Annotated in this window: 26 protein-coding genes; 16 read left to right on the top strand and 10 right to left on the bottom strand. The window is 60.3% G+C overall.

Annotation, left to right across the window (positions count from 1 at the left end; genetic code table 11):
- The first annotated feature begins 8 nt into the window (after positions 1–8).
- Together BLO80_RS15815 and BLO80_RS15820 are read left to right on the top strand one after the other, a co-directional pair.
- A complete protein-coding gene (locus tag BLO80_RS15815) occupies positions 9–719 on the top strand; it encodes a CTP synthase C-terminal region-related (seleno)protein (protein WP_092333523.1) in 711 nt (236 codons plus the stop codon).
- Positions 716–1,030, top strand: coding sequence for an antibiotic biosynthesis monooxygenase family protein (locus BLO80_RS15820; RefSeq protein ID WP_092333521.1), 315 nt, complete (start codon positions 716–718; stop codon positions 1,028–1,030). Before BLO80_RS15815 ends, BLO80_RS15820 begins: the two co-directional genes overlap by 4 nt.
- A gap of 194 nt (positions 1,031–1,224) precedes the next feature.
- Here BLO80_RS15820 and BLO80_RS15825 read toward each other — a convergent pair whose 3' ends face one another.
- Both BLO80_RS15825 and BLO80_RS15830 read right to left on the bottom strand, forming a co-directional pair.
- Positions 1,225–1,551 (bottom strand): DUF2025 family protein, encoded by a 327-nt coding sequence (locus BLO80_RS15825; protein WP_092333519.1) that lies wholly within the window; start codon positions 1,549–1,551, stop codon positions 1,225–1,227.
- Positions 1,552–1,771: 220 nt separating this feature from the next.
- Positions 1,772–3,361 carry an amidase family protein gene (locus BLO80_RS15830; RefSeq protein WP_092333517.1) on the bottom strand — a complete coding sequence of 530 codons (1,590 nt, stop codon included), beginning with the start codon at positions 3,359–3,361 and terminating at the stop codon, positions 1,772–1,774.
- Positions 3,362–3,748: 387 nt separating this feature from the next.
- Here BLO80_RS15830 and BLO80_RS15835 point away from each other — a divergent pair, with 387 nt between their 5' ends.
- The 6 genes from BLO80_RS15835 (at position 3,749) to BLO80_RS15855 (ending at position 8,366) form a co-directional block, all read left to right on the top strand.
- Positions 3,749–4,876: a glycerophosphodiester phosphodiesterase gene (locus BLO80_RS15835; protein WP_092333515.1), complete on the top strand. Its 1,128-nt coding sequence runs from the start codon at positions 3,749–3,751 to the stop codon at positions 4,874–4,876.
- Positions 4,877–4,998: 122 nt separating this feature from the next.
- Positions 4,999–5,304: a PepSY domain-containing protein gene (locus tag BLO80_RS15840; RefSeq protein WP_092333513.1), complete on the top strand. Its 306-nt coding sequence runs from the start codon at positions 4,999–5,001 to the stop codon at positions 5,302–5,304.
- A gap of 183 nt (positions 5,305–5,487) precedes the next feature.
- Positions 5,488–6,510, top strand: a complete 1,023-nt coding sequence (locus BLO80_RS15845; RefSeq protein WP_072408633.1) for a transporter — start codon at positions 5,488–5,490, stop codon at positions 6,508–6,510.
- A 142-nt stretch (positions 6,511–6,652) separates the two neighbouring features.
- Entirely contained in the window at positions 6,653–6,796 is a 144-nt protein-coding gene (locus tag BLO80_RS29955) for a hypothetical protein (protein WP_175459507.1), read from the top strand.
- A gap of 72 nt (positions 6,797–6,868) precedes the next feature.
- Positions 6,869–7,063, top strand: coding sequence for a hypothetical protein (locus BLO80_RS15850; RefSeq protein ID WP_092333511.1), 195 nt, complete (start codon positions 6,869–6,871; stop codon positions 7,061–7,063).
- Between the two features lie 103 nt (positions 7,064–7,166).
- Positions 7,167–8,366, top strand: coding sequence for an MFS transporter (locus BLO80_RS15855; protein ID WP_092333509.1), 1,200 nt, complete (start codon positions 7,167–7,169; stop codon positions 8,364–8,366).
- Here BLO80_RS15855 and arfB read toward each other — a convergent pair.
- Together arfB and BLO80_RS15865 are read right to left on the bottom strand one after the other, a co-directional pair.
- The gene (gene arfB / locus BLO80_RS15860; RefSeq protein ID WP_060740976.1) at positions 8,363–8,776 is read right to left on the bottom strand and encodes an alternative ribosome rescue aminoacyl-tRNA hydrolase ArfB; all 414 of its coding nucleotides are present in this window, start codon (positions 8,774–8,776) and stop codon (positions 8,363–8,365) included. The genes BLO80_RS15855 and arfB overlap by 4 nt on opposite strands.
- A gap of 162 nt (positions 8,777–8,938) precedes the next feature.
- Entirely contained in the window at positions 8,939–10,354 is a 1,416-nt protein-coding gene (locus tag BLO80_RS15865; RefSeq protein WP_092333507.1) for an amino acid permease, read from the bottom strand.
- Positions 10,355–11,293: 939 nt separating this feature from the next.
- On the opposite strand from BLO80_RS15865, the gene BLO80_RS29960 reads away from it, so the two are divergent.
- Both BLO80_RS29960 and BLO80_RS15870 read left to right on the top strand, forming a co-directional pair.
- Positions 11,294–11,431, top strand: coding sequence for a hypothetical protein (locus tag BLO80_RS29960; RefSeq protein WP_003178782.1), 138 nt, complete (start codon positions 11,294–11,296; stop codon positions 11,429–11,431).
- A 93-nt stretch (positions 11,432–11,524) separates the two neighbouring features.
- The gene (locus BLO80_RS15870; protein ID WP_092333505.1) at positions 11,525–12,490 is read left to right on the top strand and encodes a M29 family metallopeptidase; all 966 of its coding nucleotides are present in this window, start codon (positions 11,525–11,527) and stop codon (positions 12,488–12,490) included.
- A gap of 206 nt (positions 12,491–12,696) precedes the next feature.
- Here BLO80_RS15870 and rluB read toward each other — a convergent pair whose 3' ends face one another.
- From rluB to BLO80_RS15895, 5 genes are all read right to left on the bottom strand, one after another.
- On the bottom strand, positions 12,697–13,932 hold the full coding sequence (gene rluB / locus BLO80_RS15875) for a 23S rRNA pseudouridine(2605) synthase RluB (protein WP_003178780.1): 1,236 nt from the start codon (positions 13,930–13,932) through the stop codon (positions 12,697–12,699).
- 331 nt (positions 13,933–14,263) lie between these two features.
- The gene (gene scpB, locus BLO80_RS15880) at positions 14,264–15,214 is read right to left on the bottom strand and encodes an SMC-Scp complex subunit ScpB (protein ID WP_092333503.1); all 951 of its coding nucleotides are present in this window, start codon (positions 15,212–15,214) and stop codon (positions 14,264–14,266) included.
- A gap of 11 nt (positions 15,215–15,225) precedes the next feature.
- The gene (locus BLO80_RS15885; protein WP_175459510.1) at positions 15,226–15,924 is read right to left on the bottom strand and encodes a segregation and condensation protein A; all 699 of its coding nucleotides are present in this window, start codon (positions 15,922–15,924) and stop codon (positions 15,226–15,228) included.
- Between the two features lie 132 nt (positions 15,925–16,056).
- Positions 16,057–16,686, bottom strand: a complete 630-nt coding sequence (locus BLO80_RS15890) for an L-threonylcarbamoyladenylate synthase (protein WP_053124883.1) — start codon at positions 16,684–16,686, stop codon at positions 16,057–16,059.
- 13 nt (positions 16,687–16,699) lie between these two features.
- Positions 16,700–17,563, bottom strand: a complete 864-nt coding sequence (locus BLO80_RS15895) for a PHP domain-containing protein (RefSeq protein WP_092333499.1) — start codon at positions 17,561–17,563, stop codon at positions 16,700–16,702.
- Positions 17,564–17,650: 87 nt separating this feature from the next.
- On the opposite strand from BLO80_RS15895, the gene BLO80_RS15900 reads away from it, so the two are divergent.
- The 6 genes from BLO80_RS15900 (at position 17,651) to BLO80_RS15925 (ending at position 21,919) form a co-directional block, all read left to right on the top strand.
- Positions 17,651–18,247: a septation protein A gene (locus BLO80_RS15900; RefSeq protein WP_003204874.1), complete on the top strand. Its 597-nt coding sequence runs from the start codon at positions 17,651–17,653 to the stop codon at positions 18,245–18,247.
- A gap of 1 nt (position 18,248) precedes the next feature.
- Complete coding sequence (locus tag BLO80_RS15905; RefSeq protein WP_092333497.1) at positions 18,249–18,548, top strand: YciI family protein; 300 nt, start codon at positions 18,249–18,251, stop codon at positions 18,546–18,548.
- Positions 18,549–18,654: 106 nt separating this feature from the next.
- A complete protein-coding gene (locus tag BLO80_RS15910; RefSeq protein ID WP_092333495.1) occupies positions 18,655–19,065 on the top strand; it encodes an SH3 domain-containing protein in 411 nt (136 codons plus the stop codon).
- A gap of 7 nt (positions 19,066–19,072) precedes the next feature.
- Positions 19,073–19,750, top strand: a complete 678-nt coding sequence (locus BLO80_RS15915; RefSeq protein WP_092333493.1) for a response regulator transcription factor — start codon at positions 19,073–19,075, stop codon at positions 19,748–19,750.
- 323 nt (positions 19,751–20,073) lie between these two features.
- Positions 20,074–20,511 (top strand): Spy/CpxP family protein refolding chaperone, encoded by a 438-nt coding sequence (locus tag BLO80_RS15920; protein WP_092333491.1) that lies wholly within the window; start codon positions 20,074–20,076, stop codon positions 20,509–20,511.
- Positions 20,512–20,578: 67 nt separating this feature from the next.
- A complete protein-coding gene (locus BLO80_RS15925; RefSeq protein WP_092333489.1) occupies positions 20,579–21,919 on the top strand; it encodes a sensor histidine kinase in 1,341 nt (446 codons plus the stop codon).
- Between the two features lie 28 nt (positions 21,920–21,947).
- Here the strand turns inward: BLO80_RS15925 and BLO80_RS30310 are convergent, their stop codons facing one another.
- Complete coding sequence (locus BLO80_RS30310; RefSeq protein ID WP_256574213.1) at positions 21,948–24,251, bottom strand: hypothetical protein; 2,304 nt, start codon at positions 24,249–24,251, stop codon at positions 21,948–21,950.
- Between the last annotated feature and the right edge of the window lie 117 nt (positions 24,252–24,368).

Genomic DNA, 24,368 nt, shown 5'->3' on the forward strand with positions numbered 1-24,368 from the left:
AGCCTCCCATGGAAAAACAGCATCCGTTAAACATCGCCCTGGTCGGCGACCACGACCCACGCATCACCGCTCACCGGGCGATCCCCCTCGCACTTGAGCTGGCAGGCAAACAAACCGGCCATGCCATTCGCCTGCAATGGCTGGCAACGCCGCTCATTACCGACAACGCTGTGCTGGAGGGTTTCGACAGTGTCTGGTGCGTGCCCGGCAGCCCCTACCAAAACGAAGCCGGCGCCTTGCAAGCCATTCGTTTTGCCCGCGAACAGCGTCGCCCTTTCCTGGGCACCTGCGGTGGTTTTCAGCATGCCGTGCTGGAATATGCCCGTCACGTGATGGGCTGGGTCGACGCCGTCCATGGTGAAACCTCTCCCGAGGCTGAACGGGCGCTGTTGACGCCGCTGAGCTGTGCCCTGGTGGAAACCATCGACAGCCTTCAACTCGAGGCGGGCTCGTTGATCGCCAAGGCCTATGGCCGACAGACAGCGTTCGAGGGCTACCATTGCCGTTTCGGGGTCAATCCGGATTTTGAAAAAGACTTGCTGAGCCAGCGCCTGCACGCCGTCGCCCGGGATTCGGCCGGCGGCCTGCGAGCAGTGGAGCTGCAGGGCCATCCGTTCTTTGTCGCCACGCTGTTCCAGCCTGAACGAGCTGCGTTGGAAGGCCGGGTGCCGCCGCTGGCCCGTGCGTTTGTCGAAGCCTGCGCGAGGAAAATGTCATGAGCGCCCACTATTACGCCGTGATTTTCACCTCCCAGCGTACCGAGGGGGACCAAGGCTACGCCGAAGCCGCCGAGCGCATGCTGGCCCTGGCCCGGGAGCAGTCCGGATTTTTAGGTGTCGAATCGGCCCGTGGCGACGATGGTTTGGGGATTACCGTGTCGTATTGGAGCGATGAAGCCGCGATCCTGGCCTGGAAGCAGCATCCCGAACACCGCGCGATCCGTGAGCGAGGCCGCTCCACCTGGTATACCCATTGCCATACGAGAGTGTGCAAGGTCGAACGGGACTATGCCTTCCAACGCCAAACCTGATGCCAGGATACAAACCTGTGGGAGCGGGCTTGCTCGCGAAGACGTCGGCACATTCAACATCGCTGCAAGCTGATCCGCCGCTTTCGCGAGCAAGCCCGCTCCCACACTGAATCTCGGGTGTTCACAGATCTACCTTCACCACAAATCCCCTGTGGGAGCTGAGTCTGCTCCCACAGTGTTTCTAGATCCTGGCCTCAGCCTTCCACCAACTGCCGCACCGCCACGATTTCCGGCAGATCGCTGCGGGCCATGTACACCTGCAACGGTTCGGTGAGGTTGATGCGGTCGTCGATGTTCTGGTCCAGCAGCAACTGGATTCGCTCGCGCTTGAGGGCCATGGTGCCGTCTGCCACTGCAGCCCAGACAAATTCGCTGGTGGGAATGATGCCGTCGTCGGCCACGTCCATGCCGAAAGCGTCTTCGCTGAATCGCACGATGTACTGGCCGGTCTTGCGGTTCAGGCCGACAAAACCCTTGAGCTGGTCGGCGGCCTGGCAGATGAATGTCGAAGTGGTGCGCATGGTAAACCTCATGGATGCGTCCCTCGGGACGTCTGATCGATGGTTTACACGCAGGGCAAGCGAATGCTGGAGTTAAGGTTTCCCTCTGCGGGGAAACTGATGCGGTCAAGATTACCGTAGACCGGCCTGAAAAAGCACCGCAACAGAGGTATTCGTCTCGACCTGGATTAAATGAGCTCGATGAGCCGGGCAGTTCCCGGCTCATCAGGTCAGAATCTCGTTACGGTCTGAATGTTGGATGAACCAGTTTCAAGGAAGCTTGCTCATAGGCATAGGCAAATCCCAATACCCCGGCGTCTTGCCACATGGACCCGATAAAGGATATGGAAGTTGGCTCACCCCCCGGCTCTACACCGGACGGTACGGTGATGATAGGGTAGCCTGCGATTGCAGCGCTCGGCTGGGAGATATAATCATAATCGGCCACCATGACATCCAGCGTGTGATTATGGAATTGAGTGTCGATCAGGCTTTTGAAACTTGCCCGTATCGGCAACCATAGAGCATCTATTTGTGCTTCACTTAACGTTTGCGCGTTGATTTGCTCAAGCATCCCCTGGCCATGGTTCCCTTCCACCGGATTTTGCTCGTTGAACTCGATCAACGTAGCAATAGACGTAATGGGCAACCCGCTACGAGTACTCAAGTACGTTTGCAGTTCGAGCTTCATCGCCGCGGCCAATACTTGAACGTAGTTGCTCATGTCTGGAATGCTCAGCGTCACCGGAACGAGGGTAGCGCCATTATCCCTGAGGGTTTTTACCGCCGCGCAATATTGAGGACTGAGGTCGTGCACCATCCCGTTACCCAAATCACATTGCGACCGCTTCACGCTCTTCACGACGGGAAACAGCGGAAAAGCACCGAGATGTTTCTCGCCTTCATCCAGGACCACCCCGACGCGTTTGCCTCGTAACGCCTCGGTGGATAAAGCGCGGGTGTAATCGGTGCCTTGCGGTGCATTGCCGGTCAGTGGGTCGGCTGGATCGGAGCCTGCCAACTGGTACAGCAGCAAGGCGACATCATAGACGTTGCGCGCTATTGGCCCAGGGGTGTCCTGCCGCCGGGTGATTGGAACGACACCCGAGCGACTCAGCAATCCAAGGCTGGGTTTGAAGCCTACGACCCCATTGACGGCGGATGGGCAGATGATCGAGCCATTGGTCTCGGTGCCTACCGAAATGGGCGCAAAACCCGCAGCCACACTAGCCGCCGAGCCGGAGCTGGAGCCACAGGTACCTGCGCTTAAAACATGAGGGTTGAGCCCTTGCCCACCTCGGCCGCTCCACCCTTGCGGCACTCTCAGGTCTCTCATTCCAGCCCATTCGCTCATGTTGGCTTTGCCCAGGATAATGGCGCCAGCGTCGCGTAGCCGCTGGATGACGAAGGCGTCTTGCGCGGCCGGCGTCCCAACCATCGCCAGTGAGCCGGCAGAAGTCTGCATCAGGTCCGCAGTGTCGATATTGTCCTTGATCAATACCGGTATACCGTGCAGCGGACCTCGCACGTTACCGCTTGCGCGCTCACTGTCGCGTAACGCTGCATCTGCCAGGGCCTGAGGATTCAGTTCGAGAACAGCCTTGAGGTGAGGACCTTCCTTATCCAGCGTCCGGATCCGGTTATTCAAATAGTTCACCAGTTGCACCGAAGTCAGCTGGTTGGCAGTCAATCTCTGATTGAGTTCCGTGACACTCAAATACTCGTAGGCCTGCGTGGCAGCTTCAGTTGTTTTTGTCTGGGCTTGGACAGTGATTGCAATGCACGATAAAAACCCGAGCTTAGCTATCCACAACGTTCTTTTAATACTCATGTCGATCCTTTGGCATGGAGAATACAAGCGAGCTGTTTCGCTCTGCCGCGCATAGTAAGAGTCGAAAAAAACAGAAGCACTGCCAGAACCGTTAGGCGATATTGCTCGATTTTTTAGCCAAGCCAGATAAACCAGGGAACTACGCTGTACACGCAGTTTCAGCGAGCGAATCGATGGGGAGGCAGGAATTTTCTTGTAAATATTCAGAATGATCGACGCCGAACGCCACCCCTTTCAATACACGAAATCGCTGAGCCAAGCGGTCTGCATAGCAGCCCCTGGCGACGAAAAAATTGCATTGCGCAGGTTTAGGTCGGTTTGGCGATAGCGCCGAACGCGTTCAATTGTTAAAAGAGAAGCCTTTGAAATCACGAAAGGATCTCGAGCATGCCTGTCACCTTCACCCGCAGCGCCTTGGTGCTGAGCCTGTTGCTCGGCTTTGGTCAGACACAAGCCTCCGAAGCCCCGAGCCCCAAGGCCCTGGCAACCCTTCAAGGCATTCCGCATCCGGCGGTCATTGCCCACCGCGGTGCCTCGTTCGACGCGCCGGAATCCACCGCCGCCGCCTACAAGCTGGCCCGCGACCTAGGCGCCGATTATCTGGAACTGGACCTGCAACGCAGCAAGGACGGAGTGTTGTTCGTCCTGCATGACGACAGCCTGCTGCGCACCACGGATGTCGCCACCAAGTTTCCCGATCGCAAGGACAGCACCGCCAACGAGTTCACCATGGCGGAACTCAAAACCCTCGATGCCGGCAGCTGGTTCAACACCGCCTACCCGGACCGCGCCCGCCCTTCGTTCGCTGGCCTGAAAATCCTCACCCTCGATGAAGTGATCGACATTGCGGAGGGCAACCCACGGCACAAACCGGGGCTGTACATCGAAACCAAGGAGCCGAAGCTGTTTCCCGGCATCGAACGTGACCTCAAGGACAAATTGCAGGACCGTGGCTGGTTGAGCCCCTCCGGCTCCAAACTCGCAAAAAGCGCCACCGGGGTCGGTCAAGGCAAGGGCAAGGTGGTCTTGCAGACCTTCGAGAAGAACAGCCTGGAACTGTTGCACAAAGAGATGCCGAAGGTGCCGAAGATCCTCTTGCTGTGGGTCGGCGAGGGCAACATCGAGCCCAAGTCCAAGGTGCCGTTTGCCGAATCCGGTGAAACGGACAAGGCGGCCTACTATGCCAGGCAGGAACCCAAGGACAGGGCGGAATTCGAGAAATGGGTCCAGTACGCCAAGGCCCAGGGCGCAGTGGGCACCGGTCCGTCCGCTGCCTTGACCCATGGCGGCAGCCAGAGTTACTCGGATCTCGTGAAGCCGTGGATGAACCAGTACACCCATGCCCAGGGTTTGCTGGTGCATGTCTACACTGTGGATGAGCCGGTGGACTTCAAGAAAGTGATGGACGCTGGCGTCGATGGCATTTTCACCAATCGGGCCAGTGAGTTGCTCAAGTACTTCAAGCGTCCCGAAACAGGCAGTGTGACGCAACTGTTGGAGAAGAACGGCTACTGAGTCGAAAGACGTTTCCAGGAAACGTGCTTCAAGTTTTTTCGAATTAAGGGTGAATTAAGTTGCCAGAGATAATCTGAACCCACTTAAACGACTCACCCTTTAACGACACCAAGGAAAGACATATGAAAACTTTGACTGCCCTGTTCACCGCTGCCGCCCTGACCCTCACTGCTGGCCTGGCCCAGGCTGACGTTCGAATCGACCAGGTTCCGCAACTGGTCAAGGAAGGCAAGATCAAATCCCTGGAATCGATGAATGAAGAAGCCCTGAAGTTGCACCCAGGCGCCACCATCACCGACACCGACTTGGATAACCACTTCAACGGTTATGAGTATGAAGTGGAACTGAAAACTGCCGACGGCAAAGAGTTTGACGTGGACTTCGATGCCACAACGGGTAAAGTCCTGACCAACAAGCAAGACACTTGATCCATCGATTAAAAAAGCCGCGCAACTTTCAAGTTGCGCGGCTTTTTTGCGTACGCCGTGTATAAACCGCCACCGATCTGACGATACCGCGCAACTGTCACAAAACCTTCAAGAAAGCTTGCAATGATGCCGCTCAAGTGAACCTGTTGTCGCCGCGACAGGCACTCCCCGCAGCGAGCCCTCATGAACCACAGCATCGACCAAAGCCATCGCGATCCTGACCTGTTCGGCCTGCTCTACGGCTTTCGTTTCCGCCCCGGCGAGCGTGGCCGGGAGATCGATTCGGCCCAGGCCCTGCGAAGCCTGCAACAACCGCAAGACCCGGATGAGTTTCTCTGGCTGCACCTGAACCTGGCTCACGCAGCGTGCGAACGCTGGATGAAAAGTCACCTGGCCCTGCCCGAGGAATTTTTCGAGGCCTTGCACGAAGGTTCACGCTCGACCCGGATCGAACATGTCGACTCGGCATTGCTGGCCGTGGTCAACGATGTGGTGTTCAACCTCAGCAACCTGGTGTCCTCGGATGTCTCCACGTTGTGGGTTTGCGTGCACAGTCGGTTGATCATCAGCGCGCGCCTGCAACCTTTGCATTCGGTCGACAAGCTGCGCTCATCGGTCAAGGCCGGCGAGTGCTTTCGCTCACCGCTGGAACTGCTCGTGCACCTGCTACGCGACCAAGGCGAAGTGCTGACTCAGATCGTGCGCAAGACCAGCCTCAGCGTCGACCAGATCGAAGACCAATTGCTCTCTTCGCGACTGTCCACCAACCGCTCCGAGTTGGGCGCTCAACGTCGCGTGCTGGTGCGTCTGCAACGCCTGCTGGCCCTCGAGCCAGGCTCGTTGCTGCGCTTGCTCAACCGCCCACCGCAATGGTTGCAGAAGGAGGACGTCAAGGAGCTGCGCAAGTCCACCGAGGAGTTTGCCCTGATCATCAACGACCTCACCGCCCTGGGCGAGCGGATCAAGCTGCTGCAGGAAGAGATCGCTGCCAACCTCAACGAACAAAGCAACCGTACGCTGTTCACCCTGACCGTGGTCACGGTCCTGGCGCTGCCCATCAACATCATTGCCGGCTTCTTCGGCATGAACGTCGGCGGCGTACCGCTGGCCGGTGATCCCGAGGGCTTCTGGATCCTGGTAGCGCTGGTGGCGACCTTTACCGTGATTGCAGGCCGATGGGCGTTTCGCAAGCGACGCGACTATTGAGCATGACTTGTCCAGACAACCCCTTTTGTCGGCACGCCAGGATTTAAAAGTCTTTTTGTCATTTCTCCTGGGGTATCCTGCCCACGCTTTGTAAAAGCGCGGATCTACCAGATCTATCCACAGACTTTGCGAGGAGCGCGATATGCACGAGATCCCTAATCTCCCCTTCCCAAGCCTGCACGACACTGAGCAGACGACCACGCTACAAGCCGGGGGGCAACCTGATGCCCAGCAACCCGAGCCCAATGAAGCCACTGAACGCCGCCAGGCCGACAGCGAAGACTGATTGACCCGCACCACCAGACCGTGTGGAAAGCGCTAAGATGCGTTTTCCACACTGCCTGAACCCGAGTGCCCCATGACCGATGACACCCCTCCCTTCAGCGAAACCCAGGCCAGCGTCCTGATCGGCACCGCCGAGAGAATGGTCGAGATCTGGACCCGCCTTCCCGCCGAGAAACAAGCGGCCCTGCTGGCCCGTTTCGGCAGCGAAGAAAACGCCATCGCCGCGCTGGTCACCACGCGCCTGATCAGCGGACAGCACGACCGCTGAACCACCATTGGGCAAATAGTTTTAATTTTCCACGCCCGGATGCCGCGCTCGCCGTTATCATAAGCAGCCTATCTATCCCGCTGCTCCATGGACCTCTTATCCCATGTCAGATTCCCAGCGCCCCCTGGCGGTCACGCTGCAAGTCGTTTCCATCGTCCTGTTCACCTTCATCGGCTACCTGAATATCGGCATTCCCCTGGCCGTGCTGCCCGGTTTCGTCCATGGCGAATTGGGTTTCGGCGCGGTAATCGCCGGGCTGGTGATCAGCGTGCAGTACCTGGCCACCCTGCTCAGTCGCCCTTACGCAGGGCGAATAATCGACAACCTGGGGAGCAAGCGCGCGGTGATGTTCGGCCTCGCCGGCTGTGGGCTGAGCGGTGTGTTCATGCTCGTGTCGGCCTGGACGCCCCACCTGCCGACATTCAGCCTGATCAGCCTGTTGATCGGTCGCCTGGTGCTGGGCAGTGCCGAAAGCCTGGTGGGTTCGGGTTCGATTGGCTGGGGCATTGGCCGGGTCGGTGCAGCGAATACCGCCAAGGTGATTTCCTGGAACGGTATCGCCAGTTACGGCGCGCTGGCGATCGGTGCGCCGCTGGGGGTATGGCTGGTCAATGCGTTGGGGCTGTGGAGCATGGGCGTCAGCATCATCTTGCTGGGGTTGCTGGGGCTGGCATTGGCCTGGCGCAAAACCGCGGCGCCCATCGTCGCTGGCGAACGCCTGCCGTTCATGCATGTGTTGGGACGTGTACTGCCACACGGCTGCGGCCTGGCCCTGGGCTCCATCGGGTTTGGCACGATCGCGACCTTCATCACCCTGTACTACGCCACGCAGCACTGGGACAACGCCGTACTGTGCCTGAGCCTGTTCGGCGCCAGCTTCATCGGCGCGCGCCTGCTGTTCGGCAACCTGATCAACCGTCTGGGCGGCTTTCGCGTAGCGATTGCCTGCCTGTCGGTGGAAACCCTCGGCCTGTTGCTGTTGTGGCTCGCACCGGATGCCCACTGGGCCCTGGCGGGCGCGGCGTTGAGCGGTTTCGGCTTTTCCCTGGTGTTTCCGGCGCTGGGCGTGGAAGCGGTCAACCTGGTGCCGGCCTCCAGTCGTGGGGCGGCGGTGGGCGCCTATTCGCTGTTCATCGATTTGTCGTTGGGGATCACCGGGCCACTGGCCGGCGCGATTGCCGCAGGCTTCGGCTTTGCCTCGATCTTCCTGTTCGCCGCCCTGGCGGCCCTGGGCGGGTTGGCATTGAGTGTCTACCTGTACCGGCAGGCACCCCGGTACCGTGAAGCGCGGGAGAAGGACTAGAAATCCACCTTGCCGCGCCCGGCCTTGATCGAGCCGCGCTTGGTCTTGGATTCCAGGCGACGCTTTTTCGAACCCAGGGTCGGCTTGGTCGGGCGGCGCTTCTTTTCGACCTTGGTGGCGCTGAGGATCAGTTCGGACAGGCGCTCCAACGCGTCGGCACGGTTCTGTTCCTGGGTGCGGTATTGTTGGGCCTTGATGATCAGCACACCGTCGCTGGTAATGCGACTGTCGCGCAGGGCCAGCAGCCGCTCCTTGTAGAACTCGGGCAGCGACGAGGCCGGAATGTCGAAGCGCAAATGCACGGCGCTGGAGACCTTGTTGACGTTCTGCCCCCCGGCCCCCTGGGCGCGGATGGCCGTCAGCTCGATCTCGGCGTCCGGGATGTGCACGGTGTTGGAAATCGCCAGCATGGGAAAGGGTCCGCAATCAGGACCCACAGAATACCCCGAATCCCCCCGACAACGCCTAACCCTGTGGGAGCGAGCTTGCTCGCGATTGCAATGCGTCAGTCACCCTTGATATTGCTGACCCACCACCATCGCGAGCAAGCTCGCTCCCACAAGGTTTCGTGCTTACTTGGCAGCCGCCACAGCCAATTCCTGGCGGGCACTGCGCTTGTTCTTGATCACGTAGCACACCCACATGAACACCACCCACACCGGAATCGCATACACCGAGATCTGGATGCCGGGGATCAGCAACATCACGCCCAGGATGAACACCACGAACGCCAGGCAGATGTAGTTGCCGTACGGATACCACAGCGCCTTGAACAACGGCGTCTGGTAGGTCTGGTTCATGTGCTGGCGGAACTTGAAGTGCGAGTAGCTGATCATCGCCCAGTTGATCACCAGGGTCGCGACCACCAGCGACATCAGCAACTCCAACGCATGCTGCGGGATCAGGTAGTTCAACAGCACCGCCACCAGCGTGACCGCCGCCGACGCGAGGATCGAACGTACCGGCACGCCGCGCTTGTCGATCCTGGACAAGGCCTTGGGCGCATCGCCCTGCTCGGCCATGCCCAGCAACATGCGGCTGTTGCAGTAGGTGCCGCTGTTGTACACCGACAGCGCGGCGGTCAGCACCACGAAGTTGAGGATATGCGCAGCGGTGTTGCTACCCAGCATCGAGAACACCTGCACGAACGGGCTGCCACTGTAGGCATCGCCGGAAGCGTTAAGGGTAGCCAGCAGGCTGTCCCAAGGCGTCAGGGACAACAGCACCACGAGCGCGCCGATGTAGAAAATCAGAATACGGTAGATCACCTGGTTGATGGCCTTGGGAATCACGGTTTTCGGTTTGTCGGCCTCAGCGGCGGTGAAACCGAGCATTTCCAGGCCACCGAAGGAGAACATGATGATCGCCATGGCCATCACCAGGCCGCTCACGCCGTTGGGGAAGAACCCACCATGGGACCACAGGTTGGTCACCGATGCCTGCGGGCCACCATGACCGCTGACCAGCAAATAGCTGCCCAAGGCAATCATGCCGACAATCGCCACGACCTTGATGATCGCGAACCAGAACTCGGCTTCGCCGAAGACTTTGACATTGGCCAGGTTGATCGCATTGATCAGGATGAAAAACGCCGCCGCCGACACCCAGGTCGGGATGTCCGGGGCCCAGTAATGGATGTACTTGCCGACCGCGGTCAGCTCGGACATGCCCACCAGGATGTAGAGAATCCAGCAGTTCCAACCCGACAGGAACCCGGCGAAACCGCCCCAGTACTTGTGGGCGAAGTGGCTGAAGGACCCGGCGACGGGTTCTTCGACGATCATTTCGCCCAACTGGCGCATGATCATGAAAGCGATGAAGCCGCAGATGGCGTAGCCGAGGATCATCGACGGGCCGGCTGATTTCAGCACCCCGGCCGAGCCTAGGAACAGGCCGGTGCCGATCGCGCCACCAAGGGCGATCAATTGAATGTGGCGATTTTTCAGGCCGCGTTTCAGCTTGCCCGAATGCGAGTTTTGTCCACTCATGAAAGGGTCTCACGCAAGGTTTGATGATGTTCGTTAGACGTTGCCGCTCGAATCGGGATCTCAAGCAGCGCCGATCAAACCCCAGCGCAGGCACCAGGACTTCAGCGTTTTTACAACGGTCATGCGTCACCTGTTTGTTTTTATCTGTGACGAAATCGAACCCGACACGCTTGTGGCGTGGCGGAGTGAACAAGGCGGATAACCTTGAAAGTGCGTGGGTACGCGAAGGGTCACAGTAAAACGCGGCGCATTGTACACCGCTGACCCCCTGCTGCCAGACACCACCGGATCAGCGTGTCGTTTGCCGGGATTGCATGGGTCCGCCTCGAACGTGCCGGGCGGCTGCAAAAAAGTGTCCAGGCCCTTGCGAGCCCGTGAAGGATGTAGCGCTAAAGACGCCACGACGGGAGAAATGCACTTGAGCTGTGGCGTTCATTGCGCCTCCTTCTTGTTATTCACCTGCACGACAGGCATAGGGCGCATCTCACCCTGCCCATCGATTCGAAACAAGCGGGCCAGAGCCTTGGAAAAACCTACAGGGCGGGGCTTACGGAAGTTTTTTCTTACGCTTCGGGGAAACGACGTTTCAGGCCCTCTGGGCCGGCCTTTTTCGTCAGCATTTCTTTACAAACTGTCACGCAAACTTTCCAAGTAGGAATTTTCCGTAGGCTGACTGCAAATTGACGGTAGGTAGCTACCTATTTAAAAAAGACACCCAGGCAGCTGTTTTTGAATGAGTAATGCTGTCGGTAAAAATGGAACAAAAAGTTCAAACGAAAAAAAATAAATTATTTTTTTGCAATCCAAAAAACCCTCGACTAGGTTTTTAGCGACTTGCCAAGGCATCGTGCCGACAAGTTCTGCGGTGCCGTTGCCGGCCTGTCTCCACTCGCCGAATCGGTCCGCTGATTTCCGTAAAAGTCATCTAGGAGATTCACTATGCAAGCACTGGACAAAGACTTGGAAACCGAACTGCAACTGGACGAATGGTTTGAAGCTCCGACCCATGAAGCCGCTGTTGAAATGATGCAAGCCGACGCCGTCGTTCCGTTCGGCACGGCGATGTGGCCTCTGTAGGCACCGCCCGGCGGAGGCGATCCGGCCGGTCGACTCCGCCACTTTTTGCCGGTTGTCAGGGAAGTCAAATGAACTTGTCAGGGAAGAATAAGCATGGACACACAACGAGCCATCTCACATTTCCTTTACTACCTCGAACACCACCCCGCCCTGGCCGGCATTCAGCCCGCCAAGGTGTTGCTCGGTCATACCGCTGAGTACGAAGCGCTGACCGGCGCCATTGCCGAGCAGGCGGACAGCGGCTCGCCCTTCCGGTTCAGTGCCATGCGACTGGACCTCGAATCCACGGAGCGCCTGTCCAAGGCCATTGCCGACAGCGATCTGTATATTTTCTTCTACGACTCTTCCACTCTGCCCAACCCACGTCCCGACGGCCCGGACTTTGTCCGTGCGCTGCAAGGCGTGATGGCCGACAACTGGAAGAAATCGCTGCTGTTCAAGGACTACGGCGATTATTTCTACGACACCTTCAGCGTGATTCCCCAGCGCATCGCCGGGCTCAACAGTCACCTGATCCGGCGCATGTCCCAGGCGACGACCCTGAGTTTCCAGGATGACCACGGTTCATATTTCGACACCGCCCTGGGCGGCGTGAAGAAATGGACCGACATCAACGGGGTCGGCAACTACGACCTGGCCCCCGGCGAAATCGCCACCCACAGCGACACCATCAATGGCCGGGTGAAGTTCGTCGGCACGTTCCTGAGCACCATCCCGTTCGCCCGCAAGTACGGCGTGTTGCAATCGCCGCTGGAGCTGTGGATCGAAGACTCCACCATCCAGAAGATCGCCACCGATGTGCCGGGTCTGGAGCACGACTTCAACAAGTACCTGGACGCCAACCCGTCCAATCGCCGCATCGAAGAACTGGGAATCGGCACCAACGAAGGGGTCAAGAGCCTGTACGCCCGCAATGCCGGTTTCGAGGAGCGCCACTGCGGCTTGCACCTGGGGCTCGGCGGTGGAGCCAAGGGCAGCCACCACCTGGATCTGATTTTCGAGAGCGGCGTATTGGCGCTGGATAACGAGCCGATATTCGATGGACGGTTTGTGCTTTAGGTTGGGATTTCTGCAACGCTGATGCCGCCATCGCGAGCAAGCTCGCTCCCACAGGGGTCTTCAGCGAATGGAAGATTTGCATTCAACGCCGTCCTACTGTGGGAGCGAGCTTGCTCGCGATGGCGGACTCACCAGCACCGAATCAATGAAAGCCAGGCAAAAAAAAGCCAACTCGAAAGTTGGCTTTTTTCATGGGCGGCTGCCGATCACTCCGGCTTACGACGCCCGAACCCCGGACGCTGTCCCGAACCTGCCGGTGCACCACGGCGCTTGCCCGATGGCGCGTCGCGGTCGGCCAGGACGATACCCGGGCGTTTTTTCGGCGCCGGCTTGGCCGGACGCTTGGTGTCGGCCGGGCGATCGGCGACTGGCGTGCCGCGGCCTGCCGGAGCACCGCGACCTTCACCGCGCTCGGTCCGACCATTGGCCGGACGCGGCGTACGTGGGCCACGCTCACCGTCCTGACGAGGCGCAGGCTTGCGGGCCGGGCGTTCGCCTTCGATCTGCGGCTCGCGGGAAGGACGCGGACCGGTCGCCACACCTTCAGCAGCCGGACGCAGCGTACGCACGCGCTCGGTCTTGCCCATCGGACGCGAGGATTTGCGCTGCATCCGCTCCAGCTTGTCCTTGCTCTTGGCGGTCATCTGCGGCATCGCCACCGGTTTGAGACCCACTTCAGCGGCCAGGATGTCGACTTCGTACTGGCTCATTTCGCGCCAGCGCCCCATCGGCAGGTCGGAGTTGAGGAACACCGGGCCGAAACGCACGCGCTTGAGACGGCTGACCACCAGCCCCTGGGATTCCCACAAACGCCGCACTTCACGGTTACGGCCTTCCATCACCACGCAGTGATACCAGTGGTTGAAGCCTTCGCCGCCGGGCGCCTGCTTGATGTCGGTGAAACGCGCCGGGCCGTCTTCCAGCACAACGCCGGCCTTGAGGCGCTCGATCATCTCGTCGTCGACTTCGCCACGCACACGCACGGCGTATTCGCGGTCCATCTCGTAGGACGGGTGCATCAAACGGTTGGCCAGCTCACCGTCGGTGGTGAACATCAGCAAACCGGTGGTGTTGATGTCCAGGCGACCGATGTTGATCCAGCGGCCTTCTTTCGGACGCGGCATCTTGTCGAACACGGTCGGACGGCCTTCCGGGTCGTCACGGGTGCAGATCTCGCCGTCGGGTTTGTTGTACATGATCACGCGGCGCACCGTTTCGGCGGCCTCTTCGCGCTTGATCACCTTGCCATCGATGGTGATGGCGTCGTGCATGTCGACACGCAGGCCCAAGGTGGCATCTTTGCCATTGACCTTGATCCGGCCCTGGGTGATCCAGGCTTCCACGTCACGGCGCGAACCGACGCCGATACGGGCGAGGACTTTTTGCAGCTTCTCGCCTGCTGGGCCGATTTCCTGGCTGTCGTTCTGGTCTAGGTCTTTCATTCTGGGCACCTCCCGGTGTGGTCGGGTCAGGCGCTGGGCCTGACGCTTTGAAAACGGGTCTTGGACGAAGGGATCGCCAAAGGGTCGCGAATCATACGCCTGTTGAGGCGATTGCGCATCAGAGACTAGCTGATCAATCCAGGCCCAGCGCTTTTTCCGCCGACCGGTGGCGCAATGCAGCATGATGCACCGCATGATCCCCTGTGGGAGCGGGCTTGCTCGCGAAGAGGGAGTGTCAGGCCAATCAATGTTATTGACCCACCGCCTTCGCGGGCAAGCCCGCTCCCACAGGGGACGGTGGTGTGTCACTCAGGTCTGCGCACAAGTTGGATCAATCGTCGAACTGGCGCCGTTCGTTCTCGATCGCCTCGGCCAGGGCACGGGCTTCGGCTTCTTCGTCGCTCAGTTCGGGTTCCGGCGGCTGGAGGGCGGCAACGGCGGCTAGGAGTTTTTCCCGAGCCTCGGCAACGCCGAGGATGTCCTCTTCCGGTTCTGCTTCTGGCTCTGGCTCTGGTGCAGGTTCCACCTCGCTATCGGCCTCGGGTGGCTCATCCCCAGGACCAGGCCCCTCACGCAGCAGGTCGTCGAAATCGGTCTTGAGGCCTTCTTCCATGGTGTCCAGCTCCAGCAACAACGAGTGGAAACTGGTCTCTTCCTTCGGCTCCTCAGGCTCGGCGCTGGCATCCGCCAGTTCCTGCAAGCCCTGGGGCACCGGCACGTCGTCGAACTCCAGTACCGGTTCGGGTTCCAGCTCCCGCAGTTCGGCCAGGGGCGGCAGGTCATCCAGGTTCTTCAGGTTGAAATGATCGAGAAAGGCCTTGGTGGTGGCGAACATCGCCGGTTTGCCCGGCACATCGCGATAGCCGACGACGCGGATCCACTCGCGCTCCAGCAACGTCTTGACGATATGGCTGTTGACCGCCACGCCCCGTACATCCTCGATCTCGCCCCGGGTGATCGGTTGGCGATAGGCGATCAACGCCATGGTTTCGAGCATGGCGCGGGAGTAGCGCTGCGGCCGCTCCTCCCACAGGCGTCCGACCCAGGGCGCGAACTTCTCGCGGATCTGCAGGCGATAACCGGACGCCACTTCCTTGAGCTCAAAAGCCCGTCCCTCGCAGGACTTGCCCAGCAGCGTCAGGGCTTTCTTGAATACGGCCGGCTCAGGTCGCTCGCCTTCTTCGAAGAGTTCGAACAGGCGCTCCATCGATTGCGGCTTTCCCGAAGCCAACAGGAAAGCTTCAAGCAACGGGGCCAGCTCGCGGGGTTCAGTCAGATTCATTGATTTGCTCGTTATTCGGCTCGTGCCCGCACGTGGATCGCTGCGAACGGCTCATTCTGCACCAGCTCGACCAAGGATTCCTTGACCAATTCCAGGATCGCCATAAACGTCACCACCACTCCCAACCGCCCTTCCTCGGCGGTGAACAGCTCGACGAACGGCACGAAGCCGCCGCCCTTGAGCCGCTCCAGCACATCGCTCATGCGCTCGCGGGTGGACAGCGCTTCGCGGCTGACCTGATGACTTTCAAACATATCGCCTCGGCGCAGGACCTCGGCCATGGACATCAGCAGCTCTTCCAGGCTCACATCCGGCAGCAACTTGCGCGCCCGCGCTTCGGGCGCATCGAGCTTGGGCACCACCACATCGCGGCCCACCCGGTTCAAGCCATCGAGGCCTTCGGCGGCGACCTTGAAGCGTTCGTACTCCTGCAAGCGCCGGATCAACTCCGCCCGCGGGTCGTCCTCTTCCGCTTCGACCTCCGCCGAGCGCGGCAGCAGCATCCGCGACTTGATCTCGGCCAGCATGGCCGCCATCACCAGGTACTCGGCCGCCAGTTCCAGGCGTACCGACTGCATCAACTCGACGTAGCCCATGTACTGGCGGGTGATTTCCGCCACGGGGATGTCGAGGATATTGATGTTCTGTTTACGGATCAGGTACAGCAGCAGGTCAAGCGGGCCCTCGAAGGCTTCGAGGAACACTTCCAGCGCATCCGGCGGAATGTACAGGTCCAGGGGCATTTCCATGACCGCCTGGCCATAGACCATGGCGAACGGCAACTCCTGCTGCGCGCCGGCCTGGCTGTCGGCATTGTCCACGGCGGTTTCCACGGCGGACATTCAGGCCTCGACCATGAACGGCGTCGGATCGCCGCACCCGACGCGCACCACCTGGGGCTCGCCATCGGCCAGGTTGATCACCGTGGACGCCGACATGCCGCCGAAACCGCCGTCGATGATCAGGTCCACCTGATGCTCGAGTATCTGGCGCATCTCATAGGGATCGGTCAACGGCTCGGTCTCGCCGGGCATGATCAGCGTCACGCTCATCAGCGGCTCACCCAGTTCCGCCAGCAGCGCCAGGGCGATGGGATGGCTCGGCACCCGCAGGCCGATGGTGCGTTTTTTCGGGTGCAGCAACAGCCGCGGGACTTCCCGGGTGGCATTGAGAATGAACGTGTAGGGCCCCGGCAAATGCGCCTTGAGCAAGCGGAAGGTGCCGGTGTCGATCTTGGCGAACAGGCCCAACTGCGAAAGGTCGCTGCAGATGAGCGCGAAATTGTGCTTGTCGTCCAGTTGACGCAGGCGTCTGACACGCTCCACGGCATTCTTGTCGCCGATCTGGCAACCGATGGCGTAGGACGAATCGGTGGGATAGACCACCACGCCACCACCACGAATGATTTCCACGGCCTGTTTGATCAGGCGCGCTTGCGGGTTTTCCGGATGAATCTGGAAAAATTGACTCACGTGTTCTACCTGTTCAGACGGCGGCGGTAACGGGATCATGTTTGAATCTACACCATAGTGGTGGCAGATCTTCCGGCAACGGGCGGTATTCGCCGATCTCGGACCAGCCCCCAGGGCCATGGAAATCACTGCCGGCGGTGACCAGCAGGCCGAACTCACGGGCCAGGATCGCCAGGCTGCCCACTTGCTCGGCAGGCTGATGGCCGTTGACCACCTCAATGGCATGGCCCCCCGCTTGAATATAGTCGGCGACCAGTCGGCGGCGCTTGCTGCGGGTGAAATCATAGTGCCATGGATGCGCCAGGCTGACCCAGGCGCCAGCGGCCCGCAGGGTCTGGACGGTTTCTTCCAGGGTCGGCCAGTGCTGCTTGACGTCCCCCAGCTTGCCGGCCCCCAACCATTTGCGGAACGCTTCGGCGCGATCCTTGACGAACCCTTCGCGCACCATCCAGTCGGCAAAGTGTGGCCGGGCCGGGGCGTTGCCGCTGTCGCCCAGTTCCTGCTGAATCTGCCGGGCGCCGTCCAGCGCACCGGGCATGCCCTTGAGGGCCAGCTTGCGGCTGATCTCTTCGGACCGCAGCCAGCGCCCGTCGCGCAGTTGTGCGATGGCCTGGACCAGCGCCGGCGCATTCACATCGAAACCATAGCCCAGCACATGGATGGTCGCCCCGCCCCAGGTACACGACAACTCGACCCCGTTGACCAGCTGCATGCCCAGCGCCGCGGCGGCGCTGCGGGCCTCGTCGAGGCCTTCGAGGGTGTCGTGATCGGTCAGGGCCAGGACTCGCACGCCGTGCTCGAACGCCCGCGCCACCAGAACCGCAGGCGCCAGGGCGCCATCGGAGGCCGTGCTATGGCAGTGCAAATCAACATTCACGAGAGTTTGTGACCTCAAATCAGCTGGCCCTATCGCGGCCAAGGATGTTTGTTATTATGCCGCCACATCCTGCTTCTGGCTGCCACTGTGAAACAATTCATCGACTTCATCCCGCTCCTGCTGTTTTTCATCGTCTACAAACTTGATCCCCGGGCCGTCGATTTCGCCGGTCACTCCTTGACTGTAGGCGGTATTTACAGCGCCACCGCCGTGCTGATCATCAGCTCCCTGGTGGTCTACGGCGCGCTGTTCGTGTCCCAGCGCAAGCTGGAGAAGAGCCAGTGGCTGACCCTGATCGCCTGCCTTGTATTCGGCAGCCTGACCCTGGCGTTCCACAGCGAAACCTTCCTCAAGTGGAAGGCCCCGGTGGTCAACTGGCTGTTTGCCCTCGCGTTCATCGGCAGCCACTTCATCGGTGACCGACTGCTGATCAAGCGCATCATGGGCCATGCCATCAACCTGCCGGAACTGATCTGGACCCGGTTGAACATCGCCTGGATCGCGTTTTTCCTGTTCTGCGGCGCCGCCAACCTGTTCGTTGCGTTCACGTTCCAGGAGTACTGGGTCGACTTCAAGGTCTTCGGCAGCCTGGGCATGACGCTGCTGTTCCTGATTGGCCAGGGCATCTACCTGTCCCGTCACCTGCACGATGCCGACCCCACCACGCCTAAAACCGAGGACTGACATGCTCTACGCAATCATTGCCACCGACGTCGCCGACTCCCTGGAAAAACGCCTGGCCAACCGCCCCGCCCACTTGGAGCGCCTGCAACAGCTCAAGGCCGAAGGTCGTATCGTGCTGGCCGGCCCGCACCCGGCAGTGGACAGCAATGACCCGGGCGCCGCCGGTTTTAGCGGAAGCCTGATCGTGGCCGAGTTCGACTCCCTGGTCGCCGCCCAGGCCTGGGCCGAGGCCGATCCGTTCGTGGCGGCCGGCGTCTACGCCAATGTCGTGGTCAAGCCATTCAAGCAAGTCCTGCCGTAAATCCCCCCTGGCGCGATGGGCCTCGCGGCTCATTGCCGCCGTTGCTCATCTTTATCGTTCGCTGGCCGACAACCTGTCTAATCTCGATTGGAATTCAGGAGTTGCAATGCGCAAAGGTCCGTTGTGCCTGTTGTTGGTCTCGTTGGCGATCGGAGCGCCCGCCCATGGCGAGGAAAGCACCGAGGGCAGTCATTCGGCGCCCTTGTCCCTGAGCGCCAGCGGCCAGATCGCCGAATTGCAGCAACGCTTGAAAGACAGCGAACGCCAGCGTGAAGAGTTGGCCAAACAACTGCAAAATGCCGACAGCGCACGCGAGAGCGCCGTGCTGGCCCGGCTGCGCCAGGAGAACCAGCGCCTGAAGCTGCAACTCAAGGAAGCCCAGGCCAGCCCGCTGCCACGGCTGCTGACCGATCAACAGCAATGGTTCGTCATTGGTGCCGGGGTAGCGCTATTGGCCTTGCTCTGCGGTATCTTTGCCAGCGGTGGACGTAGACAACGTCGGCAATGGCTAAATTGAGTGAGTCATGAGCGAGCTGTTACTGATAGATGATGACCAGGAGCTGTGTGAGCTCCTCGTGAGTTGGCTGAGCCAGGAAGGGTTTCAGGTCCGCGCCTGTCACAATGGCCAGAGTGCCCGCAAGGCCTTGGCCGAAACCGCCCCGGCTGCCGTGGTCCTGGACGTGATGCTGCCCGACGGCAGCGGCCTGGAGCTGCTCAAGCAACTGCGCAACGATCACCCGGAACTGCCGGTGCTGATGCTGTCGGCCCGGGGTGAGCCGCTGGACCGTATCCTTGGCCTGGAACTGGGCGCCGACGACTACCTGGCCAAGCCCTGCGACCCACGGGAACTGACCGCCCGCCTGCGCGCCGTGCTGCGCCGCAGCCACCCGGCGGCGGTGTCCAGCCAGATCGAACTGGGTGACCTGACTTTCAGCCCGGTGCGTGGCGTAGTCAGCATCGACGAACAGGAACAGACCCTTACCGTTTCCGAAAGCCGCCTGCTCGAAGCACTGCTCAAACAACCGGGCGAGCCGCTGGACAAGCAGGAACTGGCGCAGATCGCCCTGGGCCGCAAGCTGACCCTGTACGACCGCAGCCTCGACATGCACGTGAGCAACCTGCGCAAGAAAATCGGCCCCCACCCCGACGGTCGACCGCGCATCGTGGCGCTGCGTAGCCGGGGTTATTACTACAGCCTCTAGAGGTTACAGCTCTAGAGACTGTGAGTGCTGCTACAGCCCCTGGAAGCTTTTGTGGCGAGGGAGCTTGCTCCCGCTGGGCTGCGAAGCGGCCCCAAGATTTTGCGGTCGCTGCGCAACCGAGCGGGAGCAAGCTCCCTCGCCACAATGAACCAAGGGCCCTCCTTCCCATTGCATACCCTCACGGTTTTTTGTGCAGTCTGTTTGTCAGCATCGCCCCCAAACGTCTTTACCCAAGCTTTACGCCCCCCTGACCGCCGCTGACCTTGATCTCCGTAATCTGCACACATCCGGAACTGACCGGGAACGAGACAAGGAGACACACCATGCGCAAGACCCTTATCGCTCTGATGTTCGCTGCCGCCCTGCCGACCGTCGCCATGGCCATGCCCGAAGGCCCCGGCCCGATGGGTCCGATGGACGGCCCGCGTCACGGCGGCCAGATGCACGACAGAGGCCCCTACGGCCAACTGGACCTGAGCCCCGAACAACGCCAGCAGATTCGCCGGATCATGGGCGAGCAGCGCCACGAACAACGGGAACTGATCGACAAGTACCTGGCCAAGCTGTCGCCAGCCGACCAGAAAGCCATGCAGGACGAAATGCAGGCCCGGCATCAGAAAGTCGATGCCCAGATCCGCGGACTGTTGAAGCCTGAGCAGCAGAAGGAATTCGACGCGATCCAGAAGAAACAGGCCGAACGTCGCGCCGAGTGGGCTGAGTTCAAAGCCTGGAAAGCGCAACAACCGCAAAAAGCGCAATAATGCACTGAGGCTTGCCCAGCCCAACGGCCAATCGCCGTTGGGCTTTCTTTGTTTTCGAGGATTTATCGTGCGTTCATTGTTCTGGCGCATCCTGGCCAGTTTCTGGCTGGCCATCGCCCTGGTTGCAGGGCTTTCGATCCTGATGGGCCATATGCTGAACCAGGACGCCTGGATCCTCAGCCGTCACCCGGGCCTCAATACCCTGCCCGAAGAGTGGACGCAAACCTACGAAACCCAGGGCGAGGATGCCGCCCAGGAGATCCTGCAACAGCGCAAGCGCCAGTATCACATCGACGTCCAGGTGTTCAACGAAAGCGGCGACCCGGTGGTACGCGGCACCTTCCCCCATCGTGCCGCGGCCTTCGAGGCCCGGCAGAACAACGACGACCGACGCCTGCCCTGGCGGCGGCTGACCGATGAGTTCACCAGCGCCAAAAGTGGCGACACGTACCTGTTCATCTACCGCATTCCCCATCCCGAACTGGACGCCTGGCACCGCGGCAGCCTGCTCTGGCCCCTCAGTGCACTGGGCATCGCGCTGGTGGTGCTGACCTTGTTCAGCCTGTTGGTGACGCTTTCCATCACTCGTCCGCTGAATCGACTGCGCGGCGCGGTGCATGACCTGGGCCAGGCCGCCTACCAGCAGAACAGCCTCGCCAAGCTGGCCAACCGGCGAGACGAGTTCGGCGTGCTGGCCACCGACTTCAACCGCATGGGCGCGCGCCTGCAAAGCTTGATCGCCAGCCAGCGCCAACTGCTGCGCGACGTGTCCCACGAACTGCGCTCGCCCCTGGCCCGCCTGCGCATTGCCCTGGCATTGGCTGAACGGGCCAGCCCCGAGGAACGTGAAAAACTCTGGCCACGCCTGACCCGCGAATGCGATCGCCTGGAAGCGTTGATCAGCGAAATCCTGGTCCTGGCCCGGGTCGACGCCGACAACGCCAGCGCCGAAGAGGTGGACCTCAACGGTTTGCTGTTCACCCTGCAAAAAGATGCGCAACTGGCGTCTCCGGAGCAAACCGTGCAGCTTGAAACCGAGGCAGACCTAAGCCTCAAGGGCTGGCCGACCATGATCGAGCGAGCGGTGGACAACCTGCTGCGTAACGCCCAGCGCTTCAATCCGACCGGGCAACCCATCGAGATGCGCGCGGCGCGCCAGGGCGAACGGATCCTGATCAGCGTGCGCGACCACGGGCCTGGCGTGGAGGCCGAGCACTTGGGGCAATTGGGCGAGCCGTTCTACCGCGCCCCCGGCCAGACCGCCGCCGGCCATGGCCTGGGCCTGGCGATTGCGCGTCGTGCCGCCGAGCGCCATGGCGGTGCGCTGGTGTTGGGCAACCATCCTGACGGTGGGTTCGTCGCGACCCTGGAACTGCCACTGGTGCCGGGGGCTGTTGTCCAGCCTTGAGCATTGCAAGATATCCCCATGGGGGCTGTCATACCGCCTTGATCATCCATCCCGTCGCATAGTCGGCATCCTGGGACAGCGTTTCTATCTCCCCTGTTAAAGGTTGAATCGCATATTCTTGCCTATCACCCGCAGCGGGGTTTGAAGTCCACGAACGCAAGTTACCCAAACCTGGATCGCCGTCATGGGTGGTTCGAATGGCTCCCCATGTCTGCAGGTCAGGAATATTACCTCCAAAATTCACCGCAGCACCCCAACAGTTCCAGTAGGTGTGCCATCTGTAGGCCTCCCCCATCCCCATCAGCAGCCAGACATTGGAAGTGGTGACTGGATAGGAAACACTTCCACCGAGCTGATCTCGAATGGTGATCGTGGCAGTCCCTGAGAACTTCGATACGACCCGTGGTTGATCTGCTGAAAAAAGCTCAGCCACATTTGGATCGCTGGAGGTATAGCTATAAGGGGGCACACCTCCGGACGGTATCCGCTCCACGTATGCGCCAACTGGCGGGCGCACTGGGAATTTCTCGGTTCTGTACATTGGCGTGCTGAGAGTGGCGAGGCTGGTGTCGACAGTCAGACGCTCCACCACCGTAAACCTCCAAGGCGGCGACACTGGATTACTACGGAAGATCGCCCGGGCGGTGAAACTATGCCCCCCTTTGGCAAGCCCGCTCAGAGTGTCACCCCATAAGCCATTGGTATCGACCTCGACCGTCTTTTTGTATTCATCATTGTCGAAAATTTCGACTTTCGTGTTGGGCGTTGCTTCGCCGGTCAGGCTCACGGTGGTCGCGAGGGTGTAGCCATTATCGGAAATCGGGGTGCCGCCGGGATCCTTGACCGAGGTAATGAGCGGTGTTTCCAGCACCACGGACCTGATCGAGTAAGTGCGCAGGGGAAAGCTGATGGCCTCGGTGATATCCGGGGCTTTATTGAACGTCACCTGCAGCACGACGTTCAGGTCAGAGCGGTCGCGCAACAGTTGCAATTGGCCTCGGGGAACCGGTTTGGACAGTCCGATCCTCACTTCATCCGCCGTCAAGCTTGTGGCGGTTTGCAAGGTGATCGTATGCCTCGTCCCGTCAGTCTTGGTGCCTTCGCAGTAAAGCCATACCTTCTGGTCAATGGCGATGAGCGGCCAGGGCGCCACTGTCACATTGGCGTCATCCGCGAAGCTGGCCAGGTCAAGCTCAGGTCCGGTGCCACCATTGGCCGCTTCGGGAATCAGCGGTGTCGGCAGATCGCTCTGGGCAATGTCGCGCACGTTGAGCAGGAGCGGATCGGAGGGGGTGGTGGTCGCTCGATTATTACGGGTGACGGTATAGCTTACCGTCACCGTCTTGCCCAAATTGAAGGCCAGGACCGCGACCGGGATCGGCACCTCCCTGTCGCCAACGGTACCGACCTCCTCTGCGTCGGTGGTGTGGGAACCGGCGCCGGCCGTACCGGCCCAAGTCACGCTTAGCAGGTCGGTGGGCAACATATCGTCATAGCGCACCACCACGGTCAACGTGTCTTTTGCATCAACCGGGTCGAGGCTGTTACCAAGCGCTTCCTTGACCCTGGGCGGGGGCAGGTCCAACTGCCGGTCAAGATGAATATCAAGGCGCTTGGTTGGCGACTGGTTGGAGTTGCCCAATTGGTCTGTCACCCGATACTCGATGAGTGTATTGGGGTTGTCACCTGCCTGTTGGAACGTGGCGGTGAACAGAGTCCTGGTCACCGGTATCGAGGCGTCGGCCACCTCAAAGGGGATAGTTACATTCCCCACTAAAAAATTAATGCGGTCGTAATTTCGCGGGTTGGTGTAGGCGAAACCGAACTCCACCCCCTGCGCCGCCCGCTCGGCGCTGACCCCATTGGCGACAACATCGGACGGGATCAGTAGATCCAGGCCGTCTGGCGCAGGGTCACCCGGTGCCCGCAGGTGATACAGGACATGTAAGTCCCTGGAGGATGAGGCGTTTTCACCGGGACGGGTCACTTTGTAATGCAGTCGGTTGACCCCATGAATTAACTGCCCGTGGGGGATACGCAAGGGTATGCGATCTTGCTCTTCCCCCGGATCTACAGTCTTGCCGGCGACAGGAGTGGGATCATCATTGACATAAAGGTCAGCGCGATCATAGGCCGCCATTATCCAGGATTGACGCTTGAGCTCCGTCCACGGATCAATCACGCAGAGAAGCCCCTGAGGCTGGCCATCGTAAAGGCTTTTAGGGATGCCCCCATCGGCGATGCCGGCCGGTTTCACCGGAGTGATCCAACCTGGAATGATCACAGGAAACAGCTCGAATAAATCGTCCAGAGTGGAAAATTGGATGTCCATCAGGTTCTCCTGGCAGGTAACGGGCGTGAGCCGCTTTGGCACGGTTATCACATGCCAGGGCGACAAAACTGGCTACTGTCAGAACTAACAGGTGGGGGCTGGTTTAAGACGAATGGT

Origin of the sequence: Pseudomonas sp. NFACC56-3, from assembly GCF_900100025.1 — a bacterium.
GTDB lineage: Bacteria > Pseudomonadota > Gammaproteobacteria > Pseudomonadales > Pseudomonadaceae > Aquipseudomonas > Aquipseudomonas fluorescens_AA.

Coding starts and splice junctions, on each gene's coding strand:
- BLO80_RS29955 (WP_175459507.1), top strand. CDS start 6,653: ATGCACGAGATCCCTAATCTCCCCTTCCCAAGCCTGCACGACACTGAG.
- BLO80_RS15845 (WP_072408633.1), top strand. CDS start 5,488: ATGAACCACAGCATCGACCAAAGCCATCGCGATCCTGACCTGTTCGGC.
- BLO80_RS15855 (WP_092333509.1), top strand. CDS start 7,167: ATGTCAGATTCCCAGCGCCCCCTGGCGGTCACGCTGCAAGTCGTTTCC.
- scpB (WP_092333503.1), bottom strand. CDS start 15,214: ATGAATCTGACTGAACCCCGCGAGCTGGCCCCGTTGCTTGAAGCTTTC.
- BLO80_RS15840 (WP_092333513.1), top strand. CDS start 4,999: ATGAAAACTTTGACTGCCCTGTTCACCGCTGCCGCCCTGACCCTCACT.
- BLO80_RS15815 (WP_092333523.1), top strand. CDS start 9: ATGGAAAAACAGCATCCGTTAAACATCGCCCTGGTCGGCGACCACGAC.
- BLO80_RS15870 (WP_092333505.1), top strand. CDS start 11,525: ATGGACACACAACGAGCCATCTCACATTTCCTTTACTACCTCGAACAC.
- BLO80_RS15850 (WP_092333511.1), top strand. CDS start 6,869: ATGACCGATGACACCCCTCCCTTCAGCGAAACCCAGGCCAGCGTCCTG.
- BLO80_RS15820 (WP_092333521.1), top strand. CDS start 716: ATGAGCGCCCACTATTACGCCGTGATTTTCACCTCCCAGCGTACCGAG.
- rluB (WP_003178780.1), bottom strand. CDS start 13,932: ATGAAAGACCTAGACCAGAACGACAGCCAGGAAATCGGCCCAGCAGGC.
- BLO80_RS15865 (WP_092333507.1), bottom strand. CDS start 10,354: ATGAGTGGACAAAACTCGCATTCGGGCAAGCTGAAACGCGGCCTGAAA.
- BLO80_RS15910 (WP_092333495.1), top strand. CDS start 18,655: ATGCGCAAAGGTCCGTTGTGCCTGTTGTTGGTCTCGTTGGCGATCGGA.
- BLO80_RS29960 (WP_003178782.1), top strand. CDS start 11,294: ATGCAAGCACTGGACAAAGACTTGGAAACCGAACTGCAACTGGACGAA.
- BLO80_RS15825 (WP_092333519.1), bottom strand. CDS start 1,551: ATGCGCACCACTTCGACATTCATCTGCCAGGCCGCCGACCAGCTCAAG.
- BLO80_RS15905 (WP_092333497.1), top strand. CDS start 18,249: ATGCTCTACGCAATCATTGCCACCGACGTCGCCGACTCCCTGGAAAAA.
- BLO80_RS15835 (WP_092333515.1), top strand. CDS start 3,749: ATGCCTGTCACCTTCACCCGCAGCGCCTTGGTGCTGAGCCTGTTGCTC.
- BLO80_RS15830 (WP_092333517.1), bottom strand. CDS start 3,361: ATGAGTATTAAAAGAACGTTGTGGATAGCTAAGCTCGGGTTTTTATCG.
- arfB (WP_060740976.1), bottom strand. CDS start 8,776: ATGCTGGCGATTTCCAACACCGTGCACATCCCGGACGCCGAGATCGAG.
- BLO80_RS15915 (WP_092333493.1), top strand. CDS start 19,073: ATGAGCGAGCTGTTACTGATAGATGATGACCAGGAGCTGTGTGAGCTC.
- BLO80_RS30310 (WP_256574213.1), bottom strand. CDS start 24,251: ATGGACATCCAATTTTCCACTCTGGACGATTTATTCGAGCTGTTTCCT.
- BLO80_RS15920 (WP_092333491.1), top strand. CDS start 20,074: ATGCGCAAGACCCTTATCGCTCTGATGTTCGCTGCCGCCCTGCCGACC.